The sequence below is a fragment of the Psychromarinibacter sp. S121 genome (assembly GCF_049801035.1).
Lineage (GTDB): Bacteria > Pseudomonadota > Alphaproteobacteria > Rhodobacterales > Rhodobacteraceae > Psychromarinibacter.
This window is the reverse complement of the sequence record NZ_JBNAGE010000002.1, coordinates 912,090-935,535: the sequence shown is the minus strand read 5'-3', so window position 1 is coordinate 935,535 and position 23,446 is coordinate 912,090. Positions and strand designations below refer to the sequence as shown.

The following is a 23,446-nucleotide window of genomic DNA, read 5'->3' as shown; positions in this document are numbered from 1 at the left end:
GATCTTATCCCAGTTTGCGAAGCGCGGGCAGAAAGCGCTTCAGGAAGGCGGTGGTGGCCGGCATGAAATGCGAGCCGTGGTGATAACACGGGTCCAGCGTCGTCGCGATCAGGCGGCCCGGTGCGTAGGTTTCGGCATCCTCGATCAGCAGCGCGCCCTCGTCGTCCTCGATCACAGGTACCTGCGGGCCCTTCGGGTGAAAGTGCCCGTGCAGGTGCCAGATACAGTCCTTCGCCGTGACATCGGCCATCAGCGGATGCTCGGGCCGTGCGATCCGGGGCGCAGGGCCGGGCAGGCCCTCGACCCACCACCAGAAGTTCGTTTCGCAGGGAGTGAAGTCGATGTCCTTCAGCCAGCGCTCGGGGAAGGTCTCTCCCATCACCACCAGCGTGCCGCCGCCGGTCATGTAATGCGTCAGCTGATCCGCCAGCGGTGCGATCTGGTGCGTGTTCAGGCGGCACGGCAGGAACACCACGTCGTAGGGCGACAGGTCGGTAAAGGCCACATCGCGGATGTAGATGATGTCGTCGAAGCACCCTGCGAAGGGCTCTTCGCACAGGGTGTGGTGGTGAAAGTAGGTGCCGCCATCGACGGCCGCGATGCGTGTCATACGGTTGCTCCCGCAAAGAAATCGAAGACCCGGCGCAGGTGGCCGAGACCCTCGGGGTCGGCGCGGCGGTAGTGCGCCCAAAGGTCGTTGCCGCAATGCACGTAAAGCCAGCCCTTGCCACGCCGCTCGATCCAGTCGACCGGCACCCGGTCGAACCCGACGCTGGCAAGAACCGTCGCGCCGGGCGGCGGCGGGTTGCCGCCCCGGCCATAGAACCCGGCCACCGTGCGCTGGAAGGTCAGGTGATCGCTGGTCAGTCCCTCGGTCAGCGGATGCGGCGTCTCAAGGTGGATGCGCAAGCTTTCCAGTCCCTTCTGCTCGACCGGGCGGAACGGTGTCAGGCCGGGAAGGAACGGGTGCGAAACATGACCGCTGAAGATCAGCGCGCCGCCCGCATCAATGTATGCGCCCAGCCGGTCGCCCAGCGAGGCAAGGTGGCGCTGGTCCGAATGCATGCCGGTGATGATGCCGTCGTAGTCACCGAACTCGGCACGGTCCATCTCGTACTGCTGCACCACATCGAAGCGATGCTCTGTCAACTTGTGCAGGAAGTCAGGCGGAGCGCCCGGCGTATTCATCAGCCAAAGGAAACGTCCCATCACACCATCTCCGCTAACAGGTCTATCCGTTCGATCAGAAGCGCGCCCGCGATCAGCACCGCGCCGCCTGCGACCACAAGGGTCGCCGCACGGGCCCAGCGGGGGCGGTCGCGGCGCAGCGGCCAAAGCAGCGCCAGCACAACGCCGACGATCATCAGCTGTCCGATCTCGACGCCGATGTTGAAAGTCACCAGCGACACGACAAGGTCCGGCGCCTGTCGTCCCAACACGTCGTTCAGCACGAAGGCAAAGCCGAAACCGTGCAGCAGCCCCAGCGCCGAGGTCACCGCCAGCCCCGGCCCCCTGCCCCGGCCCAGCACCGCCAGCAGCCCGGCCCAGACGATAGAGGCCGCGATGGCCGCCTCGACCACCGGCGGGAACCATGCGCCGCCCGGCGTCAGCCCGAAGAACCCCGCGATCAGGGTGACCGAGTGGCCAAGCGTGAAGCCGGTGATCGCCAGCAGCAGCGACCGCAGCCCGGTCGCGGCCAGCGTAAGGCAGACGACGAACAGCACATGGTCCAGCCCCTCGATGATATGCCGCACGCCCTCGCCGATCATCCGGCCCAAAGCGGCCGGCAGATCGCGTTTCATCGTCACCGGGTCGGTCAGTTGTCCAAGCACGTCATAGCGCTGCACCCCGCCGCCCTGCCAATCCAGCAGGTGATTGTCGATAAACACAGTGGGCGGCAGCACGATCTCTGGCAGCACGCTTTGTACGCTCAGCCGCGCCGGGGTTTGCGGAAGGCGCAGGGCGATCTCGATCACCGCTTCCGAGACCCAGGGCGCATCCGCACCTTGCCCGCTGACCGAGGCGCGGGCATCGTCCGGAGTGACGAAGGGTTGCAGCTCGTTCAGACGGTGGATGGCCCAGCCGACCGGCTCGGGCGACAGCACGCCACCCTCACCGCTTAGCCGGTAACCGTTCGCCACCTTCGCCATGAAGGCATCGGGGCGCGCCGCGATGGCCGGCAGGTCCAGCCTGTGGCCCCAGCGACCGCCGACCATCACCGGCTCGATGAACTCGGCCTCGACCCGGCCGGAAGCGCCGTCGCGGCGCGACAGCTCCTCGGCAAAGACCAGCGGAGCCGGAATGCGCAGGAACAGCGTGTCGCTCTCGCGATCCAGCACGATGATCCGCGCCTGCCCGTTCTGGGAAAAATGCGCGGTCGCCGCCTGCGCGAGGCACACAAGCACCAATGCAAGGAACAGCCGTCTCATTGCGCCACCGCGTCGATCAGCCGCTTGGTGTAGGGTTCGCGCGGGTGCAGCGCGACCTCGTCTGCGGGGCCTTCCTCGACGATACGCCCCTCCTGCATCACCGCGATGCGGTCGCAGAAGTGCCGCGCCAGGACAAGGTCGTGGGTGATGAACAGGATCGCGGTGCCAAGGCTTTGACGCATCTCTTCCAGCAGCCCCAGCACGTCCAGCCGGATCGACTGGTCCAGCATCGAGGTCGGTTCGTCCGCCAGCACGATGCGCGGCCGCGTGACCCAGGCGCGGGCGAAAGCCACCCGCTGACGCTGGCCGCCCGAAAGCGCACCGACCTCGCGATCGAGAAAGGCCGGATCGCTGGGCAGCCTGACCGAGGACAGAGCCTCGCGGATCCGGGCGGGGTCGACGGGTTTGCCCGCGATGCGCAACGGCTCGGCCACCGCGTCCGCCACCCGCATCCGGGGGCGCAGCGATTGGTACGGGTCCTGGAAAATCATATGCGCCGCTTCGTTCCGGCCATGGCCCAAAGGCATGCCGTCCACGCGTACCGTACCCGCATCCGGCGCCGTCATGCCCAGCGCCAGCCGCGCGGTCGAGGTCTTGCCGGATCCCGATCCGCCCACAAGCCCCAGAACCTCGCCCGGTTTCAGCGACAGCGACACGTCCTGCACCGCCGCCACCGGACGGCCTCCGCGCAGCCGTGCAAGCCACCCGGCGTTGAAGGTCTGCGACACGTCCTGAAGCTCCAGCACGGGCGCCCCCTGCGGGGCGTCCCGCTGCCACAGCTTCGCTGCGTCCAGAGCCGGGATGGCGGCGAACAGGGCGCGGGTATGCGGATGGGTCGCGCCGGTGCGCAACTGGGCAGGCGTCCCGGTTTCCACGATGCGCCCGGCCTCCATGAAGGCCAGCCGGTCCGCAGCCCCGGTGATCAGCGGCAGGTCATGCGTGATGAACAGCATCGCGATGCCGCGTTGCCGGCGCAGGTCGGCGAGCAGGTCCATGATCCCGGCCTGCACCAGTACGTCCAGACCCGTTGTCGGCTCGTCCGCGATCAGCACCTCGGGGTCGTTCGCAAGCGCGATGGCGATGACCACCCGCTGCCGCATCCCGCCTGACAGTTCGTGCGGATAGGCGGCGGCGCGGGCCGGCGGGATCTGAACCAGCTCCAGCAACTCTGCCACCCGCTTCGGTGTGGCGGGGTTGCCGTGCAGCTTCAGCGCCTCGGCGATCTGCCAGCCGATCGGGCGCACCGGGTTCAGCGCGTTCATCGCCGACTGCGGCACCAGCGCGATCCGTTGGCCGCGCAGGGCGCGCAGGTCTTCTTGCGCCAGCGCCAGCAGGTTCCTTCCCCCCAGCCACGCCGCACCGCCCGAGATCTGCGCCGCCGGGGCCAACAGCCGCATCAGCGCCATGCCCAGCGTCGACTTGCCGGACCCGGACTCTCCGACCAGCCCGACCAGTTCGCCCGGCTTCAGATCCAAAGAAACACTCTGGACCGCCGGAACCGGGTGGTCGCCGTGATAGGTGACGGACACCTTGCGCAGGCACAGCGCCCCGGCATCCTCGGGCGCGACGCCAGCCGCAGGCGTGTTGGCCGGCACCTTCCCCAGTCGCCGCTCGCCGACGCCATAGCCGATCAGTGCGAAGGCGGTAACGGCCAGTGCAATCGCGACGCCGGGCGGCAGAATCCACCAGACCCAGCTGTCGGTCAGGAAGGCCGTGCGCGCATTGGCGTGGAATAGGATCGTGCCCCAGCTTTTCCGCAGCGGGTCGCCAAGGCCAAGGAAAGACAGCGAGCTTTCGATCAGGATCGCGTTATGGGCCACCCGGACGAATTGCGGCACGATCAGCGGCGCAAGGTCGGGCAGGATGTGCCGGCGTGTCACCCACAGGAACCCGCCACCCATCGCGCGCGATGCCTTCACGTAGTCCGAGGCGCGAAGGCTTAGCGCCTGCGACCGGAGTTCGCGCACCGGCTGCGCCCACATGACGAGGCTGATCACCAGCACCTGCACCGGCAGCGACGCGCCAAGGAAGGCGCCCAGCACGATCACCAGCGGCAGGAACGGCAGCGACATCACCACGTCGACCAGCCGCATCAGGATCTGGTCCGTCAGACCTCCGCGATAGGCCGCGGCAATCGCAACCGCCGTGGCGAACAAGGTGGTGACCAGCGCCGTCGCGATGCCCACGCCCAGCGACACCCGGCCGCCGGTCAGCACCCCGGCCACAAGGTCCTGACCCGCGTCGTTGCAGCCCAGTGGATGCGCGGGCGACGGTGTCTCGAACGGCTGGCACGAGATTTCCTGCGCCGTCCACGGCAGCAGGAACGGACCGAAGATCACGACCAGCAGCATGATCGCGATGATCGCGATCCCGGCCCATTGCACCGGCTGGAACTCGATCCGGCGGCGGGGGCGCAGTTGTTCCGCGCCGATTTCTAGCGTCGCCTCGGTCATGCGCGACGGGCCCTCGGATCCAGCAACGGATACCCAAGATCCGCGATCAGGTTGGCGATCACCACGCCAAGCGTCGCCAGAAGGAACACGCCCTGCAGAAGGTTGTAGTCCCGCGCCCCGACGCCTTCGACGATCAGCGAGCCGATGCCCGGGTAGGCGAACACCGTCTCGATCACCAGCGCACCGCCAACGAGGTTGCCGATCCCGATCATCACGTTGGTGTAGATCGGCAGCAGCGCGTTACGGAACGCGTGCTTGCGGAACACCCGCCCCTCGCCCGCGCCCTTGGCCCGCGCGAAGGTGACATAGTCCTGCCCCATCGCGATCTGCATCGCCGAACGCGCGGTCAGCAGGATATTCGCCGTCTGCACCAGCGCCAGCGCGGTGACCGGCATGATCAGCCGGATGCCGACGCCCTTGATCCATTCCCAGCTTCCCGGGATCGCCGCCAGCGGCGCCGCGCCGAAAGACGGCAGCCAGCCGAGATTGGCGGCGAACAGCGTGATCAGCAGCATCGCAACCCAGAACGGCGGCGCCGAGCCCACGAAAATGATTGCCACCAGCGAACCGACGTCAAAGGCCCCGCCGCGCCAGCGCGCCGCCATGACGCCCAGCGCCGATCCGAGGAAGGCGCTGATCGCCAGCGCCCAGCCCATCAGCAAGAGCGTCCAGGGCAGACGGTCGAAGACGATGTCCCACACCGGCATCCCGTAGCTGACCGAAGTACCCAGATCGCCCGAGAACACGCCCGCGACGTAGTCGCCGAACTGCGCGAGGATCGGCTTGTCCAGACCGAACTCGCGCATCACCCGCGCTTCGTCCTCGGGGGTCATCTCGGCCAGAACGTCCTCTGGCAGCAGAAAGTCGATCGGCTCGCCGGGCGCGATGCGGGGCAGCAGGAAGTTCAGCGACAGCGCCACCGCAAGGACGGCGGCGTATTGCAGGATGATGCGGAGATAGACCATGAAGGCAGCGGTCCCGGATGCAGACACGAAGGGTGGCACGGGTCAGAACGCGTCCCGCATCTCGATAAAACTGATGGGTGGGTGGGGCGGGGTTTCCCCCGCCACCGCCTTAGTTCGATTCCATGATCAGCGGATCGACGGTGCCTTCACGCACCTCCCCCGGCAGGAACGAATACTTGTGGAAGATCCCGTAACCCGCCGACGGCGCATAGTTGTCGTAGGAGTCCCACCGGTAGGCGAAGACCGACTCCGGGTACCAGAGCATCACGCGGTTGGGATACTTGGTCTGATAGTCCTGCAACTCGTAGCTGATCCGCAGGCGTTCTTCGCGGGTCTGGGCCTCCAGCCAGCGGTCGACGATGGCCTTTTTCTCTTCGTCGACGACCATCTCGCGCCCCGCATCGCCCCGGTAGAGAATGATCAGCATGTCCTGGTCGGCGATGCCGTGCGGAGTGATGTCAGCGATGCGCAGGTCGAATTCGCGGGTCCGCCAGAGCTCCGCCAGCGCGCCCGGATCCATCGACGCGACTTCGACATTCACGCCGATCTCGCCAAGCTGCTGACCGACGATCTCTGCGGCGCGCAGGAACAGGGGCTGGTTCGACGCGATCTTCAGGTCCCAGACCAGCGGCTCGCCCTCGGGCGTTTCACGCACGCCGTCGCCATCGGTGTCGACATAGCCCAACTCGTCCAGAAGCGCCTTCGCCCCCTCGGGATCATTCGGCGCGGCAAGGTCCGGCTTGGTCCAGAAGCTGTCGACGTGCGGCCAGCTGCTTGCGCCCGACTTGCCCTGCCCCAGCACCACGCGGTCCAGCATCGGTGTCGGGTCGATGGCCATGGTGATGGCCCGGCGCAGGTCGCGGTCGTCAAACGGTTCGCGCGCCACGTTGATGTCCAGCCAGACGCCCCAAAGGGTCGGCGCGCTGATCAGTTCGAGATCCGGATCGTTCTGCCACTGAAGCACCAGTTCCGGCGGCACCGGACGCGCCGCGCCGTCGATCTCGCCCGTCTTCAGGGCGGTGAACATGGTCTGCGGGTCCTTGATCATCACGAGGTTCAGCTTCTTCACGGTCGGCACACCGCGCCAGTAGTCCTCGTTCGCTTCGAAGCGATAGTACCGGTCGGCCTCGTAGTCGACGAGCTTGTAGGGCCCGGTGCCGATGCCGATCTCGGTGAAGCTGCGGGGCTCTTCCACGCCTTCCCACTGTGCCTTCTGGATGATCGGCAGGTCGGTCGCGGTGATCCGGTCGAAGTTCGGCATCGGCTTTTCGGACGTCAGCCGGACCTTGTACTTGTCCAGCACTTCGATCCCGACCATGCGCGGCACCGAACTGGCGTGGTGAGTCCAGCGGTTCGCGGGGCCTTCGCGGTAGTACTCGAAGGTAAAGGCCACGTCCTCGGCGGTGAACTCGGTGCCGTCATGCCAGGTCACGCCCTCGCGCAGCGTGATTTCCCACACGGTCGCGTCGTCAGACACCTGCTCGATCGAGGTCGCCAGCCAGTCCTCGGCCTTGCCCACATACGGAGACGGTTCGCGCAGCTTGTCGTACATCAGCCAGAGAACCTAGTCGTTCCAGCTGTTGCCAATCGTGTAGGTGGTGACGTTGCCCGCCTTCACCCACATACCCAGCGTCAGTTCCTCGGCCTCGACCGGTCCTTGATGGTCTTCGGCGCTCATGAAGATCGCGGGCGGAACCGCGTTGCCGGATTCGCCGGCGCGGATGTCCTGAGCCGCAGCGCCGTGACACATGGTCAACAGCATCGCGGCAGCAAGTGAAAGGAATCTGGTGTTCATAGGCGGGCTCCTTGGGGACCAACGAGCACCAGTGCCTAATCGGGTTGGGTATGGCGCAGCGGAAGACGGTGACAGATGCGTTCTCGCGCATGTGACTTTCAATATCCGACAGGATTTGTCAACAATTCCGTCCGGTCCGAAAGCCGTCGTTCCCCGCCGTCATCGCACCTGGGGGCTTTGCCGGGCGATTGCCTGCGTCTTGGTTCGGCTCGCGGAAGCATGCCCGCACCTGAATACGGGTCGCGCTGTTGCAGGCCGCTATTGCATCTCTCGCCTGCCGCGTCAGAGCCTGTCCCACAGCGTCGTGCAGACCGGAGGGATCTCTGCCTCGATGGCCTGCATTGCATCGACGATCAGGTCTTCCCGCCATCTGCGCCCCGCGATCTGCACGCCGATCGGTTGGGGGCCCTTGGGCATTTCGGCGATATGCGTCGGCAAATTACCCGCCGGCAATCCGGTGAAGTTCATGATGAACGACCAATGCGCGCGCCCCAGAACCTCGCGCACGCCCTCGGGGCCTTCAGTGTCCCGCCCCGCCTCGAAGAACGGAGCCAGCAGGAACGGCGTCAGCACCAGGGGATGGTCTTCAAGGAACAGCGACCACGCGCGCGCATAGTGCGAGCGCCGCGCCAGCATCCGAAGCAGTTCGTCTCCCTCGAACGGCGGGAACTCGTCGTAATATGCGTCGAAGATCACGTTTAGATCGTCAGAACCGTAGGTCCGGATATCGGCGCCAAGCAGCGCCTTCACCTCGCCCATCAGCGCCCGATACCCGATCTCGCCGGTTTCGCGCGCCAGCGGAGGCTCTGTCTCGACGACGTCATAGCCGGCATTGGACAGGGCCGACGCCGCCTTGTCGATCGCGGTCGCCACGTCCGGATGCAAACCGAAGCCGAAATCATCCCGCGAGACGGCGACGCGCACCGGGCCGTCCAGCGCCGCGCCGCGCCACGGCATCGGAACGTGGAACGGGTCGCGGGGGTCGGCCGCGATGAGGGCGGGCATCGACAGGTTCAGATCGGAAGCCGTCCTGGCAATCAGGCCCTGCACCGACATCGACTGCGCCAGCAGGCCCCTCTCGGCCTTCTGGCTGGGGTTCCAAGCCGGCACGCGCCCCAGTCCGGGTTTGACCGTGACCGCACCGTTGGCCGAGGCCGGGAAACGCAGCGACCCGCCGATGTCGTTGCCATGCGCCAAAGCACCGATCCCGGCCATCACGGCTGCCCCGGCGCCGCCCGACGAACCGCCCGGCGACAGGTGACTGCCCCAGGGGTTCATCGTTCGGCCAAACAGCGGGTTGTCGGTGTCCGCGCGGAAGGAAAACTCCGGCGTGTTGGTGCGCCCGATCACGATGGCGCCCGCGGCCTTGAGGTTCCGCACGACGGGCGCGTCATCCGGCGCGATGACGTCCTTGAACGCGGTCACGCCGTTGCTGGTGGCGTGGCCGCGCTGATCCACGTTGATCTTGATGGTCACCGGCACGCCATGTAGCGCGCCGTTGGACACACCACCCGCATCCAGCGCCGCGGCCTCTGCGCGGGCTTCGTCGGCAAGGCTTTCGACCACCGCGTTCAGTTGCGGATTGATCTGGTCCATCCGCGCAAGAGCCGCTTCCGTCGCCTCGACCGCCGAAACCGCGCCCGAGCGTATTCCGGCGGCGAGTTCGGTCGCGCTCCATTGCCACAAGGGGGCGGTCTTCGACATCTGCGTTCCTTCGATCGTTCCGGCGGTCCGGTCAGGTGGCGCCGGGCGTTGCAAACAGACTTGCCCGGTCTGAAGCACACCGGCAAGACGCGCTCTTGTGAAAAGGGAACTGGAAGCCTCTTCCGCACGTCCGTCACTCGACCTCTTCCCCGCAAGCTTGCAGAAATGCGGGTCAAGAATACAGACAATCGCAGCCGGTCCGCTGACTTTGTGTCAGGGTCGACGTGTGCATACGCAGACTAACCTTCAAACAAGGTTGCAAAGAGCCTTCGGTTCATTGTTATTTTCGGCGTGTCGCTCAACGGATTCTGAGTGGCTGCACCGTTTCAGATGCCGTGATTGCAGGGGCCGACAATGGCAAGATCCAGTTTCGTACTCCGGGGCCTTTGCGGCCTGACGATGGTCTTTGCCCTTTCTGTTTCGACATCCGCGCAGTCTCTCCAGTTCGTCCTGTCGCGCACCGCCATCGCCTGCATCGCAGAGAACGCCAGCGCTTACGAAGCTGCGAAGGTCTATGATTTCACCGTCATTCGTCCGGCAGAATGCCCCGACGTCCCGGACGTGTCCGAGGGCCCGGTCAGCAACGAGTTCGTCAACGTGCCGGATCGGGACCCGAATGCACAACCCGAAGCCATTCTCGTCCCTGTCCGCATGCTGCCCTGCCTGCAAAAGATCGCGACAGAGACCGAAGAGGTGGAGGCTGAAGCTTTGATCTCCATCGACCTCGAAGCCTGCACATTTGCGCGCTGAGCCTGCATGAGCGACGTCTCCAAACCGTCCGGCAAGATTGACAAGTGGTCCAAGATCGCGACGGTCTTCGTCGCCGTTTTCGCGGCAGCCCAGTACTCGATCGACATCTACCGCAGCAAGATTGACAGCCGCAGGCTAGAGGCGATCTCGTATATCGAACGCTTCGCGGAAGACGAGATGCTGAACGCCCGTATGGAGCTGCTACAGTTTTGGCGCGAGCGCGGCGAATTCGCAGAACTTGTGTCGACCGGCGCTGTGTCCGCCGACAACTATGGGTTTTTCCTGATAGAGCAGCTCGACAAGGAAGAAACCGCGCGCGCTGCGACGATGCGGATCGGCTATTTTCTCGATGAACTCTATTTCTGCTACCAGTCCCGGACGTGCGACAGGTCGATGGTGCTTGAGTATTTCTGCCCCCAGGCCATCGGTCAGGAGCGCGGGTATTTCCGGTATCTAAGAGAGCACGACGCGCGTCTTATCGGGCGCGATCTTTACACCGGGGCCAAGGAGCTTTCGTCAATATGCCTGGACTTGGAAAACTCTGCGCAGTCCTCCTGAGCCTGACGGTCGCCACCCCGCTTCTGGCGCAGGCCGACATCGACCCTGTTGGGTCCGACCAGGCGTTTCAGGCCTGTTTCGAAGCGCTGGAGCGCGCCGTCGTGCCGGATGTAGAGCCGGAGGAACTTGAGACCATTCGACCATGCCGCGGCATTGTCGAGAAGTTCAGGGACTGGAAGGCGCCCGATACGCCCGAAGCCAAAAGCGCGGACTGGGAGACGCTGCGGGCTGACATCTCTGGCTCTGGGGAGTGCTTTCGGAAAGCGCGCCAGATGGGCGACCCCGAGCTTTCACGCCAAATCGTAGCCTACTTCCGGACCACCTGGCGAGACTTGCAGGACGACGCGGCGGCCGGCGAGATGGTGCGTTTCACGTGGCGTATAAAATCGCTTGTCGGGCAAATCTCGCAAGCAGGCTATGGATACGACAAGTGGGAGCCGAAATCGGAACCGGCAATATACTGGAACTCCAGGTGCGCAGGGTTCTTCGGAACCGATCGGGTCGAGGCAAATGCAGCGGCCCCGTCGGGTTTCGAGACCCAGTTGGATATGGCGCAAAGTACGATGACCATTTCCGGCGTCATCGAGCCCGGGTTCACCGAGCAACTGCGCGATGCACTCGACAGCAACCAGTTCCTCAAGATGCTCAACCTTGGTTCCGTGGGCGGCACCGACTTCAGAGAGGCGATAAAGGCGGGCCGCATGCTTCGCGATCGCGGTGTGTTCACCACCGCTCTTGGCAATTGCGAGTCCGCTTGTGCGCTTATGTTCATCGGAGGGACCCTTCGCATCGTCGGCGACAATGCCGTCGGCCGTCTTGGTTTTCACCGTCTGGCCTTCATGGGGATGCCCGTTCCGGAAGATTCGGAGCTTTACGCCGAAGTCCGTTCCTATCTCGAAGACATGCACACGAACGCCGACATGGTCATAGGCTTCATGACGGCCGCGGACGGGCTCGCCTTCACATATCCGGGTCTGGAAGAGCTTTGCTTGGCCGACGCCATCGGAAACGCGATACCGAGTGAGACCGCTGCAGACCCAGCCCGTATGCGCGTCATGAAGATAATGCTGGAGCGGCATGGCGGCAGCTTCTGCATGCAGATGGGTTTCCTCGACCGGTATGAAAATCGGATCTCGGTGCCGGACAAATGACAGGCGGTGAAGGCCGAAAGGACGCAACGCATTGGTACGGCCGGACGGACCATGCCGCTCTGCTGAGAGATTGGCAGTACCGATGCAGGTAGCACCCGCAACACCTCAGCGCGCGTCGGATGCCCGCCTGCACCGCATCAATAAGAACTGTAAGAACTGGCGATCCCTCGAGGACTCGAACCCCGAACCTGCTGATTAGAAGTCAGCTGCTCTATCCAGTTGAGCTAAGGGACCGCTGGCGGTGTTTTGCGATACGGTGCGCGGCAGATCAAGGCGCGTTGCGCGGCTTGTGGCAAAACGTGGGACAGGGGCGGCCACAGGCCGCGTCCCTGATCGGGGTTTAGTGGGTCCAGGGGCCGCGGCGGTCGGTGGCGAAGTTCTCGCCATAGCCGCGGGCGCGGATGTTGGGTTTGCGCGACTGCGGTTCCATGACCTGCGCGTCGATGCCGTGCTCTTCGGCGTATTCCAGCGCCGCTTCCTTCGTCGAGAACCGGATCCGTACCTGCGCCTGCGTGTCGGTGGACGAGGTCCAGCCCATCAGCGGATCGACCTCGCGCGCGCTGTCGGCCGCGAATTCAAGAACCCAGTCACGGGTCTTGGCGGTTCCGGACTGCATCGCGTTGCGGGCGGGCTTGTAGATGCGGGCGGTCATCGGCGATCTCCTGACGTCTGGCGACGGTATGGCAGAGATAGCGCCGGGATCGCAACTGCGCAATGCGGCGCTTTTGCGGGATCGGTGGGGATGTTCGGGGGTTTAGGTGCTGTCGGACGCCCGCGTAGTCTTTGAGGGGTGGGGTGGGTGCAACGGGGGCGTCCGACAGCGTGCTGCTGCTTGCACAATCAACGTAACCGTCATCGGCGTTAAGATCAACAAGAATTAAACCATAGGTTGAGCGGCTTCTTGCTGACGCTTTGGCGTGTTGCCGCCGCTTGGCTGGGAAAACTGTTGCAGGACGAGGCTGCGGGCACATACCGACGGCCTCTGGCGCTGCACGATTCGAACATTGCTGACGAATTTGGGCAGAACTGCGGCACCAGACCCGTACGGTATCTGCATCGGCTGACTCTCGCTGACAGCTGCTGACACGACGGTGTCAGTGGCCGGGGGTTGAAGCCCGCCGCGGCAGACACAATTGTGATCCTGTCCCAGCCGGAATCAGCAGATGCACAACAATCGCCCCGACCAAATGCCGATCCTGCACGCCGCAGCCGCGGATGTGCGCACCCGCGAGAAGCTGGAAGGCGGCAAGCAGATCGTCATGCAGACCGAGTTCAAGCCCGCCGGCGACCAGCCGACGGCGATCGCGGAGCTGAAGCAGGGTGTCTATGACGGCGAGCGCGACCAGGTGCTGCTGGGCGCGACGGGCACCGGCAAGACCTACACGATGGCGAAGGTCATCGCGGAAACCCAGCGACCGGCGATCATCCTTGCACCCAACAAGACGCTGGCGGCGCAGTTGTATGGCGAGTTCAAGGGCTTCTTCCCCGACAACGCGGTCGAGTACTTCGTATCCTACTACGACTACTACCAGCCCGAAGCCTACGTGCCGCGGACCGATACCTTCATCGAGAAGGAAAGCCAGATCAACGAACAGATCGACCGGATGCGCCACTCGGCCACCCGGGCGCTTCTCGAGCGCGACGACGTGATCATCGTGGCCTCGGTCTCGTGCATCTACGGCATCGGCTCGGTCGAGACGTACGGGGCGATGACGCAGGACCTGCACGTCGGCAAGGAATACGACCAGCGGCAGGTGATGGCCGACCTCGTGGCGCAGCAGTACCGCCGCAACGATCATGCATTCCAGCGCGGCAGTTTCCGTGTCCGGGGCGACGTGCTCGAGATCTTCCCCGCGCACCTTGAAGACCGGGCGTGGCGGCTGTCGTTCTTCGGCGAAGAGCTGGAGTCGATCACAGAGTTCGACCCGCTCACCGGCGAAAAGACCGACACTTTCGACCGCATCCGCGTCTACGCCAACAGCCACTATGTGACACCCCGCCCGACGATGAATCAGGCCGTGATCGGCATCAAGAAAGAGCTGCGGCAGCGGCTGGATCAGCTGGTCGGCGAAGGCAAGCTGCTGGAAGCGCAGCGGCTGGAACAGCGCACCAACTTCGACATCGAGATGCTCGAGGCGACCGGCGTCTGCAACGGTATCGAGAACTACTCCCGCTATCTCACCGGCCGCGCACCGGGCGAACCGCCCCCCACCCTGTTCGAGTTCATCCCCGACAACGCGCTGGTGTTCTGCGACGAAAGCCACGTCTCGGTGCCGCAGATCGGCGGCATGTACCGGGGCGACTATCGCCGCAAGTTCACGCTGGCAGAACACGGCTTCCGCCTGCCCTCGTGCATGGACAACCGCCCCCTGAAGTTCGAGGAATGGGACGCGATGCGCCCGCAGTCGGTCTACGTCTCGGCGACCCCGGGATCGTGGGAACTGGAACAGACCGGCGGCGTGTTTACCGAACAGGTCATCCGCCCGACCGGCCTGCTGGACCCTCAGGTCGAAATCCGGCCGGTCGAAACGCAGGTCGACGACTTGCTGGACGAAGTCCGCAAGGTGGCCGACGCGGGCTATCGCACGCTGGTCACCACGCTGACCAAGCGGATGGCCGAGGACCTGACCGAGTACATGCACGAACAGGGCATCCGCGTGCGCTATATGCACTCGGACATCGACACGATCGAGCGGATCGAAATCCTGCGCGACCTGCGGCTGGGCGCTTTCGACGTGCTGATCGGCATCAACCTGCTGCGCGAGGGCCTCGACATCCCCGAGTGCGGACTGGTGGCGATCCTCGACGCCGACAAGGAAGGCTTCCTGCGCTCTGAAACCTCGCTGATTCAGACCATCGGCCGCGCCGCGCGGAACGCGGACGGGCGGGTGATCATGTACGCCGACCGCATCACCGGTTCGATGGAGCGCGCTTTGGGAGAGACCGAGCGCCGCCGCGAAAAGCAGATCGCCTATAACGAGGAACATGGCATCACCCCAGAGACGGTCCGCAAGAACGTCGAGGACGTGCTGGCGGGCCTGTATCAGGGCGATACCGACATGAACCGCGTCACCGCCAAGGTCGACAAGGTGGCGGGCGGCAATCTTCAGGCGCATCTCGACGGGTTGCGCGACGACATGCGGAAGGCGGCCGAGAACCTCGAATTCGAGGAGGCCGCCCGGCTTCGGGACGAGATCAAGCGGCTGGAAGCTGTCGACCTCGCCATCCACGACGACCCGCTGGCGCGGCAGTCTGCGGTGGAGGCCGCCGCAGAGGCCGCTGTCGGCGTGAAAGGGCGCAGCACGGCGGGGAGGCCGGGGCAGCGCGGAGGCAACGTAAAGAGGAGGAAGCGATGAGACGCACGATCACGCAAGCCGTGGCTCTGGCCGCGATGCTGACCGGCACGCAGGTGCTGGCCGACGGCTCGACGGATATGTGCCTCGACATGAGCGGCACGGATGAGGACCAGTGCGCCTGCGCCGAAGAGACGCTGGCCGGAACGCTCGCCGCAGAGGATTATGATCTCTACACGAAGATCGGCACCCTCTACATTGCGAACATGGCGGCGGGTCAGGAGATGGCCGACGCCTGGGACGCCGGACTGGAGTTGGTCGCGAACGAACACGGTCTGGGCACGTCCGACCTGCGCAGCCGCATGAACGACGCGGGCAAGGCGCATCGCGAGGCAATCGACGCCTGCGGCTAGACGTGAGGGGACGCGACGCCTTGCGCCAAAGGCGGAGCGGGTAAGAAATAGGGGGAGGAGCACGCGTTGATCAGGACCGCGACCGTGGCCCTTTTTGCCGCGACCTGCGTCGCATGGCCCTTCGCTGTCCAAGCGCAAGAGATGACCTGCACCCCCACGCTGGCAGAGCAACCCGCGCTCGCCGCGCTTCAGACCGCTCTCGATCAGGTGGACGGCATCTATCCGAACCTTGCCGACGCCTTCCACGCCGCAGTCAAGGCCGTCTGCATCGCCGAGCCGCCGGTCGGCGCGCAGGGTTTCTTCGAACCCGACACCCGGCACATGGTCTTTGCCGCCGATCTTCCGGTCGGGTTGCAGCAGGCCGTCTTCTTTCACGAGCTTCGCCACGCCCAGCAATTCGCCATCGACGCCTGCCCCGTCCCCGGCCTGTCCATGCGGGAGCACGCCGAGGTGATATTCGCGATGGAAGCCGACGCCTCTGTGGCAACCGTCGTGATTGCCGACGCGCTTCGGGCGAACGGCGATCCGGCGATGTGGAATGCACTGGCGAATTGGCCTTTGCAGGCCGACATCCTCGCCGCCTACGCAACAGCGCGCGCGGCCGGGCAGGACGTCGCCCTCGCCGCCTCGGCCGCGTTCGACCAGTGGTACGCGAACGAGACGCGGAAAGACCTGTACTATGTCGACTCGTGCCTGCTGTTCTTGGAAGAGCAGGAAAGGGAACACCGCCTGCCCAGCTACGGGACGGTCGACCCCGCGTTCTTCGGCCGTCTGTGCAGGCTGCCGGACGGAACCGAGTACGTTTGCGCCCCCCCGGAATGAATGTCCCGTAGGGTGCGTTTTCAACGCATCCCCCCTGCTTTCCCGAAGACCCCGTCGCGACTCGGTCCGTTTTCTGGTAGGATCGTTCCACGAAGCGAGTCTACAGCGCCTCATCCCCGGAATTACCCTGTCGAATGCGCGCCGAGAAGCTTCCTCGAAACCGCCGTGCCACTCTCCGCGGCGGTTTCGTGCGCAACAATCCCACTTCCACGACTCACGATTTGAGCGTATATGCGTCGCCAGCCGGGGCGCAGAGGCTCCGCACGGCCGCCGCAAGGGTTTCCCCCAGGGCCACCCCCTCATCACGGACATCGACATGCGCGCCATTCTCGCCGCGTCCCTTCTCCTTGCTGCCGCTCCCGCGCTGGCCGACCAGACCTCTGGCACCGTCGCGCTTTACGATGCGGCCAGCCACCAGTTGACCTTTACCGACCACACTGTGTGGTACCTGCCCGCCAGCCTCGAGATGCCGCTGGGCGTCGTCCCCGGCGATGTGCTTCAGATCAACTACACCACCAACTCGGACAACGGCTGGCAGGCGATCCAGACCGTGCGCCGCCTTGTCCCTCTGGACGGCGCCAAAGGCTGACCCAAGGCGCATTTCGGCGCATTTCCCGCGGCGCGGCGCACAAGGCTTGCCCGACGCCGCGGGATAGGTTTCGGTTCCGGTGAAGGAGGGTCCTGCCCATGCTCACCGGAACCTGCCTGTGCGGCGCTGTCAGTTGGACGTTCGACGGAGACCCCGGCGACGCGACGGCGTGCAACTGTACCGCCTGCAGGCGCTATGCGCCGCTGTGGATCTATGACTGGGTGGACGAGCGGATCACCGTCACCGGCGAGACGCGGGCCTATGTCCGCCCGCGCGAGGATGCCGCGCTGGGCTTCCACTTCTGCCCCACCTGCGGCTGCGTCACCCATTGGAAGGGGCTGAAGCCCGACCCGGACGGACGCACCCGGATCGCGGTCAACGTGCGACTGTCCGAGCCGGACACGGTGGCGCACCTGCCGATCCGGCATTTCGACGGGCTGGATACGTTCGAGGATCTGCCGATGGACGGGCGCACGGTCCATGACATGTGGTACTGACCGCCACTAGCGGTCGAACAGCAGCTTTCCGAGAAACAGCACCACCACCGAGCCGATCAGCGCGAAGACGATGATCGCGAACACGCCCCACGCGGCCAGAAGTCCGATGCCCAGCGCCGCGAACAGGAACGGCGCGGCGCAGGCGCCAACGACGCCCAGCAGCATGTACATGCCACGGTTCCGCCCTGCGACCGTACCGGCGATCCATCCGGCCAGCAGGCCGATCACCGCCATGATGACAAGCGCCATGACCCCCATGGCCCCAAGTACACCTTCCATCCTTGCCTCCACATTCGATCCTGCATTCGATCCAAAGCGGCAACCTAGCCCATTACGGTGGAATACCAGACTTTGCCTCACCCGCTTTGCCCGAAATACTTATGTACCAAGTTATTTAACGCCACACGGTTTCCGGCTTCAGTCCGGGCGCTTTCTGTCCTTTGGGTTCCTAAATGATAAATTTTGCAACAGGTTACATATTCGCGCTGGCTTGCGCGCTGATCGTCATCATCGGTGACACGCTTCTCAAACTCGCCGCCGACAAGGGGCACGGCCTTGCCTCGATGCCGCTGGCCGTGGGCTGCGCGCTGTACGCGATCTCTGCCGTCGCGTGGTTTCTCGCGATGCGGCATATCTCTCTTGCGCAGGCCGGTGTGGCCTACGCGATGTTCAGTCTTCTGGCGCTGTGCGTGATCGGAAGCGTGTTCTTTGGCGAGCGCATCAGCTGGCGCGAGGTCGGCGGCATCGGCTGCGCCATGGCGGCCATCGTGCTGATGGTGCGCTAGCCTGCCGCGCCCGGCGGCTTAGTCGAAATCGAAGATCTCGGACAGGATCGATTTGCGCCGCCGCTTCTTGTAGTGCTTCCCGTCGCGGCGGCGGTCGTCATACCGGTAATCGTCGTCATCCCGATTGCGGTCATCCTCGCGGTACCGCTCGCCCCGGTCCTCGTACCGGTCTCCATAGCGGGTTTCAGGCCGGTCGCGGCGCTCGTGATATTCGCGCGGGGGCTCGCGGTAGGGCTCCTGCCAGACCTGCGGATCGGGTGCGCGGCGCGGGGGCAGCTCCGGCTCGGGCTCGGGCTGGACCAGCGGGCCGGTGGCCTTCTCGATGATCTTGTCCAGTTCGCCCCGGTCAAGCCAGACCCCCCGGCATTTCGGGCAATAGTCGATCTCGACTCCGTGGCGTTCGGTCATAACCAGATCGGCGTCACAGGTGGGGCATTTCATACGCGGGTCTCCTTTGTGTCGCAGCCGACATGGGAGCCGCAGGCCGCCAACGCAACGACACCACACGAAAGGTTCAGGGACGCAGGAACTTGGCCCCGCCGTCCATCCGCCGCGGCGTTTCGGCCTCGGGCAGCGGTGCGGCTTCCGGCGCGGCCTCGGCCACCGGGACCGGCGCAGCGGCAGGAAGATTCACCAGCCGCGGCCCCGTCATCAGCCCCACGCCTTCGCAAGCGATGCCGTTTCCGTCCACGTCATAGCGCGGATGGTAGCCCGGGAAGCCCTTCGCGGCCGGCGCAAGCCCAACCTTGCGGGCGTGGTCGCACCCCGCAAGCGCATAAAGGTGCCGGACCGCGTCGACGTTGGAAAACTCTGATGTGCGGATGAAGATCGACACCGTCAGCGCCGTCGCCACCAACGGCACGCCCGCGATCAGGCCCGCGATGCGCAGGGGCGAGAACGCCTTGCGCCGCAAGGCTTCGGCCTGCGCGATCCGACGTTCGGCCCGGCGGGCGCGACGCTGCTGGCGGGGTGTCGTTGCGTCCATGGCAAACCGCCTACCCTTCGATTATGGCGCAGGTGGGGCGGCCGGGATAAGCTGCCCGGACACGGAAAGGGAGACAGCCATATGACCATTCACATCGGCGCGAAGCCAGGCGACATCGCCGAGACCGTCCTGCTTCCGGGCGATCCGCGCCGGGCGGAATGGGCGGCGAAGACCTTCCTCGACGACCCTGTTTGCGTGAACGAGGTCCGTGGCATGCTGGGCTACACCGGGACATGGAACGGCAACCGCGTGACGATCCACGGCACCGGGATGGGTATGCCCTCGCTGTCGATCTACGTGAACGAGCTGATCCGCGACTATGGCGCCAAGACGTTGATCCGCATCGGTTCCGCCGGGGCGATGCAGGAAAGCGTGGCGCTGCGGGATATCGTCATCGCGATGACCTCGACCACGTTGTCGACGCCCTCCGCCGGCATCCTGCGAGAGCTGAACTTCGCCCCCTGCGCCGATTTCGGCCTGCTTGAAGCCGCCGTCACCGCCGCGCGCGGCAAGGGACTGTCGCCGCATGTCGGCAACATCTATTCCTCCGACGTGTTCTACGACGAGCGGCCCGACCTGAACGAGGCGATGACCCGCCATGGCGTGCTTGCCGTCGAGATGGAAACCGCCGAGCTTTACATCCTCGCGGCGCGTCATGCCTGCCGGGCGCTGTCGGTGTTGACCGTCTCGGACCATCTGCTGACCGGCGAGGACCTGCCGTCTTCCGACCGCGAACGGTCGTTCGGCGAGATGGTCGAGATCGCGCTGGAAGCCGCTTTCGCTTGACCCCCCGGCCTGACGCGGCAGAAAGGGTGCAAAGCGGACGGACGAGGTAGGCGATGTTCTTCGAGGAAGGCTGGATTCCCCTGGGCGAGGTCACCGGCAACGTGTTCCGGCGGCTGCAATCGCTGAAGGCCGAGAACAAGATCGGCAAGGGTCAGGGCAGTCTGCGCAGCATCCTTGCGGTGACGGTCTGGGACGTGTGCGAGGCTTCCGCCAAGCTTGCCGTGACCGCGCCGGACGGCACCGCCGTGTCGGTGTCGAAGGACGTCGTGATGTGGGCGGACCCGACCAGCCTGTCGAACGAGCATGTCAACATTCAGGTCGGCACCGTGGGGTCGTCTGACCTGCTGGACGAGCACGGCGACCTTCCCGACACCGAGACGCTGGTGGCGCGCTATGGCCCGTTCCTGAACCTGCCGGTGGTGATCACGACCAACACGTTCCAGTCGTCCATCGGCTATCTCGCCGAAGAGGTGAAGGACGATCTAACCGAGGACAAGGAGCTGATCGACGGCGCCCGCACGATCCTGTCGATGGCCGAGTCCGGAGAGCTTGTGACCCGCGAGATCGCACGAGGCCGCATCGGCACCTCGCTGTCGCGGCGGCGGTTCAAGCTGGCATGGGCGATGGCCGCCGCGAAGGTGCCGGAGTTGAAGAAGCCGAACCGCTGGGCCGGGCTCTGACGGCTAGTCCGCAAGCAGCCTGACCGCCTGGGTTCCGGGCACGTCTTTCCAGACCGCGCGTTCGCTCAGCCGTTCCGCCATTTTCTCGGGCAGCAGCATTTCGGTCGTCGCCGGGCGCAGCGGGCCGCGAATGCTGTGCAGGCCGGGCGTGTTCAGGAAAGTGTCCAGCCGCGGCAGGTCGAAGCTGAAGTCCTGAAAGTCATGCTCGAACGCCGGTTCGCGCAGGAACTTGTACAGCAACTCCATCGTCTCGACCGGCGCGGCCAGCAGGCTGTCGTAGTCGATCACGATCATCCGTTCCGACAGCGGCCCCATCAGCGCGTCCTGCACAAGGTTCAGTGAATGGCCGACGATGCCGTCATCCGACATCAGCCGGTTCACCCGCTGCGCCAGCGTCGTGTCGGGGTCGAACAGCTTGGACTGGCGGAACGTCAGCGACCGCCGCGCCTTTTCCAGCGAACTGACGACCTTCGCAGGGTCGCGCACGGTAATGATGAACCGGCACAACGGATACAGCGCGACCAGTTGTTCCGCGCGCAACAGCCAGCGCCGGTTGGTGTCGAACACGACCTCGGCCTCGCCCCGGTCATGGTGGACCGCGTCGACGACGCCGTGCATCACGGCGCGGCGCTGGTCGTCGTCCAGCAGGGCCGACAGCTCGCTGTCGCCCGAGAACTGGTTATAGAGCATCTGGAAGATGATCTGCGCCGCACTGGTGCCCGAGGCGCGGAACCTTGGGTTCTGGTTCAGCAGCGCCGCCAGCATGGTAGACCCAGAGCGCGGCAGACCCACGATGAAATTGTACCGCGTCGCGCGCTTGCGCCCCTGCCCTGCCTCGGCCATCTGCCCGATCTCCGCCTGTTCCTGCCCGGCCGTCCGCCGCTGTCCGCCGTCCTGCCCCGCGACTGCGGCGCGACCGTGACGGCATCCTGCCGCAACCGGGGCGGACCGGCAATCGCGCCCCGGTCAGGCGTTTTCCTTTGCCCTGCGCGGCCCCGGCGCTATGTATCCGGCGCCCGAGGAGGAGATCATGAGCGCAATGCTGTCCGTGAGGGACGTCCGAAAAACCTATCAAGGCGGCGGTGACGCGCTGAAAGGTGTATCGCTGGAGATCGCCGAGGGCGAGATCCTAGCCCTGCTCGGCCCCAACGGCGCGGGCAAGACGACGCTGATCTCGATCATCTGCGGCCTGTCCACGATGACCGGCGGTTCGGTCACCGTGGGCGGTCACGACGTGATCCGGGATTTCCGCGCCGCACGCCGCCTGATCGGTCTGGTGCCCCAAGAGATCGCGCTGGAGCCCTTCGAGCGGGTGCAGAACACCGTCCGGCTGTCGCGTGGCCTGTTCGGGCTGCCGGCGAAGGACGGCAAGATCGAAGAGATCCTGCGGCGGCTGTCCCTGTGGGACAAGCGCGACGAACCGATCCGCTCGCTGTCGGGCGGGATGAAGCGGCGGGTTCTGATCGCCAAGGCGCTGGCGCACGAACCGCGCGTCCTGTTCCTCGACGAGCCGACCGCGGGCGTCGACGTCGAACTGCGCAAGGATATGTGGGACATCGTGCGCGACCTGCAGGCGCAGGGCGTCACGATCATCCTGACCACCCACTACATCGAAGAGGCCGAGGCCATCGCCGACCGGATCGGGGTGATCAACAAGGGCGAGATCCTTTTGGTCGAGAAAACCGCCGCCCTCATGAAGCAGATGGGTCGCAAACGGCTGATCCTCGAACTGACCGACCCGGTCGACACGATTCCGGATGCGCTGTCGCACTGGTCGCTGGAACACGGCGACGCGCCCAACGAACTGGTCTTCACCTACGACGGCCATGCCGAGCGCACCGGCATCAACCGGCTGTTCGCCGACCTGAAGACTGCCGGACTCGGTCTGCGGGACCTGACCACGCGGCAATCCAGCCTCGAAGAAATCTTCGTGGGTCTGGTTCACAAGGAGGGCGCAGCATGAACTGGCACGCGATCCGGGCGATCTACCTTTTCGAGATGGCGCGCACCTTCCGCACCATCTGGCAATCCATCGTGTCGCCGGTGCTGTCGACCTCGCTGTACTTCGTGGTCTTCGGCACCGCCATCGGCAGCCGCATCGACGAGGTCGAGGGCGTCAGCTATGGCGCGTTCATCGTTCCGGGGCTGATCATGCTGTCGGCGATCACGCAGTCGATCTCGAACGGCAGCTTCGGGATCTACTTCCCCAAGTTCGTCGGAACCATCTACGAGGTGCTGTCGGCGCCGGTGAATTTCATAGAGATCGTGATCGGCTATGTCGGCGCGGCGGCGACCAAGGCGCTGATGATCGGCGTGATCATTCTGATCACCGCCAATTTCTTCGTCGACATCCGCATCGAGCATCCGCTCGCGATGATCGCGTTCCTGCTGCTGACCTGCCTCAGCTTCGCGCTGTTCGGCTTCATCATCGGCATCTGGGCCAAGAACTTCGAGCAACTGCAACTGGTGCCGCTTCTGATCGTCACGCCGCTCGTGTTCCTTGGCGGCTCGTTCTATTCGATTTCGATGCTGCCGCCCGCGTGGCAGACGGTGACGCTGTTCAACCCGGTGGTCTACCTGGTGTCCGGGTTCCGCTGGTCCTTCTTCGGCGTCGCGGACGTGGCGCTGGGCTGGTCGCTGCTGGCGATCCTGGCCTTCACCTGCCTTTGCCTGACCGCGATCTGGTGGATCTTCCGCACCGGCTGGCGGATCAAGACCTGACGCGCGCCGGGAGGGCTGTGTCCGGCGGGCAAAGGCCCCACAACGCGGCAATAAAGCAAAGCGGCGACCT

Annotated in this window: 26 protein-coding genes and 1 tRNA gene; 13 read left to right on the top strand and 14 right to left on the bottom strand. The window is 65.1% G+C overall.

The window, feature by feature from the left end; translation table 11 throughout:
- Window positions 1-4: 4 nt before the first annotated feature.
- The 8 genes from ACP156_RS13010 to ACP156_RS12975 all read right to left on the bottom strand — a co-directional run bounded on the left by ACP156_RS13010 (window position 5) and on the right by ACP156_RS12975 (window position 9,346).
- Window positions 5-610, bottom strand: a complete 606-nt coding sequence (locus ACP156_RS13010) for a hypothetical protein (protein WP_425051759.1) — start codon at window positions 608-610, stop codon at window positions 5-7.
- Window positions 607-1,209: a hypothetical protein gene (locus ACP156_RS13005; protein WP_425051758.1), complete on the bottom strand. Its 603-nt coding sequence runs from the start codon at window positions 1,207-1,209 to the stop codon at window positions 607-609. Before ACP156_RS13005 ends, ACP156_RS13010 begins: the two co-directional genes overlap by 4 nt.
- Window positions 1,209-2,429, bottom strand: a complete 1,221-nt coding sequence (locus ACP156_RS13000) for a HupE/UreJ family protein (protein WP_425051757.1) — start codon at window positions 2,427-2,429, stop codon at window positions 1,209-1,211. The genes ACP156_RS13005 and ACP156_RS13000 overlap by 1 nt, the downstream gene beginning before the upstream one ends.
- The gene (locus ACP156_RS12995) at window positions 2,426-4,882 is read right to left on the bottom strand and encodes an ATP-binding cassette domain-containing protein (protein ID WP_425051756.1); all 2,457 of its coding nucleotides are present in this window, start codon (window positions 4,880-4,882) and stop codon (window positions 2,426-2,428) included. The genes ACP156_RS13000 and ACP156_RS12995 overlap by 4 nt, the downstream gene beginning before the upstream one ends.
- The gene (locus ACP156_RS12990; protein ID WP_425051755.1) at window positions 4,879-5,847 is read right to left on the bottom strand and encodes an ABC transporter permease; all 969 of its coding nucleotides are present in this window, start codon (window positions 5,845-5,847) and stop codon (window positions 4,879-4,881) included. The genes ACP156_RS12995 and ACP156_RS12990 overlap by 4 nt, the downstream gene beginning before the upstream one ends.
- 109 nt (window positions 5,848-5,956) lie before the next feature.
- Window positions 5,957-7,399, bottom strand: coding sequence for an ABC transporter substrate-binding protein (locus ACP156_RS12985; protein ID WP_425051754.1), 1,443 nt, complete (start codon window positions 7,397-7,399; stop codon window positions 5,957-5,959).
- Window positions 7,400-7,411: 12 nt separating this feature from the next.
- A complete protein-coding gene (locus tag ACP156_RS12980) occupies window positions 7,412-7,642 on the bottom strand; it encodes a hypothetical protein (RefSeq protein WP_425051753.1) in 231 nt (76 codons plus the stop codon).
- 282 nt (window positions 7,643-7,924) lie between these two features.
- Window positions 7,925-9,346: an amidase gene (locus ACP156_RS12975; protein WP_425051752.1), complete on the bottom strand. Its 1,422-nt coding sequence runs from the start codon at window positions 9,344-9,346 to the stop codon at window positions 7,925-7,927.
- Window positions 9,347-9,745: 399 nt separating this feature from the next.
- On the opposite strand from ACP156_RS12975, the gene ACP156_RS12970 reads away from it, so the two are divergent.
- Genes ACP156_RS12970 through ACP156_RS12960 form a run of 3 tightly spaced genes read left to right on the top strand, consistent with a single transcriptional unit; the run spans window position 9,746 to window position 11,805 of the window.
- Window positions 9,746-10,096 (top strand): hypothetical protein, encoded by a 351-nt coding sequence (locus ACP156_RS12970; RefSeq protein WP_425051751.1) that lies wholly within the window; start codon window positions 9,746-9,748, stop codon window positions 10,094-10,096.
- A 6-nt stretch (window positions 10,097-10,102) separates the two neighbouring features.
- Window positions 10,103-10,654, top strand: a complete 552-nt coding sequence (locus ACP156_RS12965) for a hypothetical protein (protein WP_425051750.1) — start codon at window positions 10,103-10,105, stop codon at window positions 10,652-10,654.
- Window positions 10,618-11,805 (top strand): hypothetical protein, encoded by a 1,188-nt coding sequence (locus tag ACP156_RS12960; RefSeq protein WP_425051749.1) that lies wholly within the window; start codon window positions 10,618-10,620, stop codon window positions 11,803-11,805. Before ACP156_RS12965 ends, ACP156_RS12960 begins: the two co-directional genes overlap by 37 nt.
- Window positions 11,806-11,962: 157 nt before the next feature.
- Here ACP156_RS12960 and ACP156_RS12955 read toward each other — a convergent pair.
- Together ACP156_RS12955 and ACP156_RS12950 are read right to left on the bottom strand one after the other, a co-directional pair.
- Window positions 11,963-12,039, bottom strand: a tRNA-Arg gene (locus ACP156_RS12955).
- A 106-nt stretch (window positions 12,040-12,145) separates the two neighbouring features.
- Window positions 12,146-12,457: an ETC complex I subunit gene (locus tag ACP156_RS12950; RefSeq protein ID WP_425051748.1), complete on the bottom strand. Its 312-nt coding sequence runs from the start codon at window positions 12,455-12,457 to the stop codon at window positions 12,146-12,148.
- Window positions 12,458-12,968: 511 nt separating this feature from the next.
- Between ACP156_RS12950 and uvrB the strand changes: the two genes are divergently transcribed.
- The 5 genes from uvrB to ACP156_RS12925 all read left to right on the top strand — a co-directional run bounded on the left by uvrB (window position 12,969) and on the right by ACP156_RS12925 (window position 17,419).
- Window positions 12,969-15,161: an excinuclease ABC subunit UvrB gene (gene uvrB, locus ACP156_RS12945; RefSeq protein ID WP_425051747.1), complete on the top strand. Its 2,193-nt coding sequence runs from the start codon at window positions 12,969-12,971 to the stop codon at window positions 15,159-15,161.
- Window positions 15,158-15,511, top strand: a complete 354-nt coding sequence (locus ACP156_RS12940; RefSeq protein WP_425051746.1) for a hypothetical protein — start codon at window positions 15,158-15,160, stop codon at window positions 15,509-15,511. Before uvrB ends, ACP156_RS12940 begins: the two co-directional genes overlap by 4 nt.
- 66 nt (window positions 15,512-15,577) lie before the next feature.
- Window positions 15,578-16,333 (top strand): DUF6782 family putative metallopeptidase, encoded by a 756-nt coding sequence (locus ACP156_RS12935; RefSeq protein WP_425051745.1) that lies wholly within the window; start codon window positions 15,578-15,580, stop codon window positions 16,331-16,333.
- Between the two features lie 316 nt (window positions 16,334-16,649).
- On the top strand, window positions 16,650-16,922 hold the full coding sequence (locus tag ACP156_RS12930; protein WP_425051744.1) for a hypothetical protein: 273 nt from the start codon (window positions 16,650-16,652) through the stop codon (window positions 16,920-16,922).
- Window positions 16,923-17,020: 98 nt separating this feature from the next.
- Complete coding sequence (locus ACP156_RS12925) at window positions 17,021-17,419, top strand: GFA family protein (RefSeq protein ID WP_425051743.1); 399 nt, start codon at window positions 17,021-17,023, stop codon at window positions 17,417-17,419.
- A gap of 6 nt (window positions 17,420-17,425) precedes the next feature.
- Here ACP156_RS12925 and ACP156_RS12920 read toward each other — a convergent pair whose 3' ends face one another.
- Complete coding sequence (locus tag ACP156_RS12920) at window positions 17,426-17,698, bottom strand: GlsB/YeaQ/YmgE family stress response membrane protein (RefSeq protein ID WP_425051742.1); 273 nt, start codon at window positions 17,696-17,698, stop codon at window positions 17,426-17,428.
- 173 nt (window positions 17,699-17,871) lie between these two features.
- Here ACP156_RS12920 and ACP156_RS12915 point away from each other — a divergent pair, with 173 nt between their 5' ends.
- Window positions 17,872-18,204, top strand: a complete 333-nt coding sequence (locus tag ACP156_RS12915; RefSeq protein WP_425051741.1) for an EamA family transporter — start codon at window positions 17,872-17,874, stop codon at window positions 18,202-18,204.
- Window positions 18,205-18,222: 18 nt separating this feature from the next.
- On the opposite strand, the gene ACP156_RS12910 is transcribed toward ACP156_RS12915, so the two are convergent.
- On the bottom strand, window positions 18,223-18,645 hold the full coding sequence (locus tag ACP156_RS12910; RefSeq protein ID WP_425051740.1) for a zf-TFIIB domain-containing protein: 423 nt from the start codon (window positions 18,643-18,645) through the stop codon (window positions 18,223-18,225).
- Between the two features lie 73 nt (window positions 18,646-18,718).
- On the bottom strand, window positions 18,719-19,189 hold the full coding sequence (locus ACP156_RS12905; protein ID WP_425051739.1) for an excalibur calcium-binding domain-containing protein: 471 nt from the start codon (window positions 19,187-19,189) through the stop codon (window positions 18,719-18,721).
- An 81-nt stretch (window positions 19,190-19,270) separates the two neighbouring features.
- Between ACP156_RS12905 and deoD the strand changes: the two genes are divergently transcribed.
- The gene (gene deoD, locus ACP156_RS12900; protein WP_425051738.1) at window positions 19,271-19,975 is read left to right on the top strand and encodes a purine-nucleoside phosphorylase; all 705 of its coding nucleotides are present in this window, start codon (window positions 19,271-19,273) and stop codon (window positions 19,973-19,975) included.
- Window positions 19,976-20,028: 53 nt separating this feature from the next.
- Entirely contained in the window at window positions 20,029-20,655 is a 627-nt protein-coding gene (locus ACP156_RS12895) for a hypothetical protein (protein WP_425051737.1), read from the top strand.
- Between the two features lie 3 nt (window positions 20,656-20,658).
- Here ACP156_RS12895 and ACP156_RS12890 read toward each other — a convergent pair whose 3' ends face one another.
- Window positions 20,659-21,498: a sulfotransferase family protein gene (locus ACP156_RS12890; protein WP_425051736.1), complete on the bottom strand. Its 840-nt coding sequence runs from the start codon at window positions 21,496-21,498 to the stop codon at window positions 20,659-20,661.
- 187 nt (window positions 21,499-21,685) lie between these two features.
- On the opposite strand from ACP156_RS12890, the gene ACP156_RS12885 reads away from it, so the two are divergent.
- Both ACP156_RS12885 and ACP156_RS12880 read left to right on the top strand, forming a co-directional pair.
- Window positions 21,686-22,618, top strand: a complete 933-nt coding sequence (locus ACP156_RS12885; protein WP_425051735.1) for an ABC transporter ATP-binding protein — start codon at window positions 21,686-21,688, stop codon at window positions 22,616-22,618.
- The gene (locus ACP156_RS12880) at window positions 22,615-23,376 is read left to right on the top strand and encodes an ABC transporter permease (protein ID WP_425051734.1); all 762 of its coding nucleotides are present in this window, start codon (window positions 22,615-22,617) and stop codon (window positions 23,374-23,376) included. Before ACP156_RS12885 ends, ACP156_RS12880 begins: the two co-directional genes overlap by 4 nt.
- Window positions 23,377-23,446: the final 70 nt, after the last annotated feature.

Excerpts from the sequence above, each read along its gene's own strand:
- ACP156_RS12890 (WP_425051736.1), bottom strand. The coding sequence starts at position 21,498 with ATGGCCGAGGCAGGGCAGGGGCGCAAGCGCGCGACGCGGTACAATTTC.
- ACP156_RS12990 (WP_425051755.1), bottom strand. The coding sequence starts at position 5,847 with ATGGTCTATCTCCGCATCATCCTGCAATACGCCGCCGTCCTTGCGGTG.
- uvrB (WP_425051747.1), top strand. The coding sequence starts at position 12,969 with ATGCACAACAATCGCCCCGACCAAATGCCGATCCTGCACGCCGCAGCC.
- ACP156_RS13005 (WP_425051758.1), bottom strand. The coding sequence starts at position 1,209 with ATGGGACGTTTCCTTTGGCTGATGAATACGCCGGGCGCTCCGCCTGAC.
- ACP156_RS12895 (WP_425051737.1), top strand. The coding sequence starts at position 20,029 with ATGTTCTTCGAGGAAGGCTGGATTCCCCTGGGCGAGGTCACCGGCAAC.
- ACP156_RS13000 (WP_425051757.1), bottom strand. The coding sequence starts at position 2,429 with ATGAGACGGCTGTTCCTTGCATTGGTGCTTGTGTGCCTCGCGCAGGCG.
- ACP156_RS12930 (WP_425051744.1), top strand. The coding sequence starts at position 16,650 with ATGCGCGCCATTCTCGCCGCGTCCCTTCTCCTTGCTGCCGCTCCCGCG.
- ACP156_RS12980 (WP_425051753.1), bottom strand. The coding sequence starts at position 7,642 with ATGAACACCAGATTCCTTTCACTTGCTGCCGCGATGCTGTTGACCATG.
- ACP156_RS12975 (WP_425051752.1), bottom strand. The coding sequence starts at position 9,346 with ATGTCGAAGACCGCCCCCTTGTGGCAATGGAGCGCGACCGAACTCGCC.
- ACP156_RS12880 (WP_425051734.1), top strand. The coding sequence starts at position 22,615 with ATGAACTGGCACGCGATCCGGGCGATCTACCTTTTCGAGATGGCGCGC.
- ACP156_RS12915 (WP_425051741.1), top strand. The coding sequence starts at position 17,872 with ATGATAAATTTTGCAACAGGTTACATATTCGCGCTGGCTTGCGCGCTG.
- ACP156_RS12965 (WP_425051750.1), top strand. The coding sequence starts at position 10,103 with ATGAGCGACGTCTCCAAACCGTCCGGCAAGATTGACAAGTGGTCCAAG.
- ACP156_RS12905 (WP_425051739.1), bottom strand. The coding sequence starts at position 19,189 with ATGGACGCAACGACACCCCGCCAGCAGCGTCGCGCCCGCCGGGCCGAA.
- ACP156_RS12970 (WP_425051751.1), top strand. The coding sequence starts at position 9,746 with ATGGTCTTTGCCCTTTCTGTTTCGACATCCGCGCAGTCTCTCCAGTTC.
- deoD (WP_425051738.1), top strand. The coding sequence starts at position 19,271 with ATGACCATTCACATCGGCGCGAAGCCAGGCGACATCGCCGAGACCGTC.
- ACP156_RS12960 (WP_425051749.1), top strand. The coding sequence starts at position 10,618 with ATGCCTGGACTTGGAAAACTCTGCGCAGTCCTCCTGAGCCTGACGGTC.
- ACP156_RS13010 (WP_425051759.1), bottom strand. The coding sequence starts at position 610 with ATGACACGCATCGCGGCCGTCGATGGCGGCACCTACTTTCACCACCAC.
- ACP156_RS12885 (WP_425051735.1), top strand. The coding sequence starts at position 21,686 with ATGAGCGCAATGCTGTCCGTGAGGGACGTCCGAAAAACCTATCAAGGC.
- ACP156_RS12940 (WP_425051746.1), top strand. The coding sequence starts at position 15,158 with ATGAGACGCACGATCACGCAAGCCGTGGCTCTGGCCGCGATGCTGACC.
- ACP156_RS12995 (WP_425051756.1), bottom strand. The coding sequence starts at position 4,882 with ATGACCGAGGCGACGCTAGAAATCGGCGCGGAACAACTGCGCCCCCGC.
- ACP156_RS12985 (WP_425051754.1), bottom strand. The coding sequence starts at position 7,399 with ATGTACGACAAGCTGCGCGAACCGTCTCCGTATGTGGGCAAGGCCGAG.
- ACP156_RS12910 (WP_425051740.1), bottom strand. The coding sequence starts at position 18,645 with ATGAAATGCCCCACCTGTGACGCCGATCTGGTTATGACCGAACGCCAC.
- ACP156_RS12920 (WP_425051742.1), bottom strand. The coding sequence starts at position 17,698 with ATGGAAGGTGTACTTGGGGCCATGGGGGTCATGGCGCTTGTCATCATG.
- ACP156_RS12950 (WP_425051748.1), bottom strand. The coding sequence starts at position 12,457 with ATGACCGCCCGCATCTACAAGCCCGCCCGCAACGCGATGCAGTCCGGA.
- ACP156_RS12925 (WP_425051743.1), top strand. The coding sequence starts at position 17,021 with ATGCTCACCGGAACCTGCCTGTGCGGCGCTGTCAGTTGGACGTTCGAC.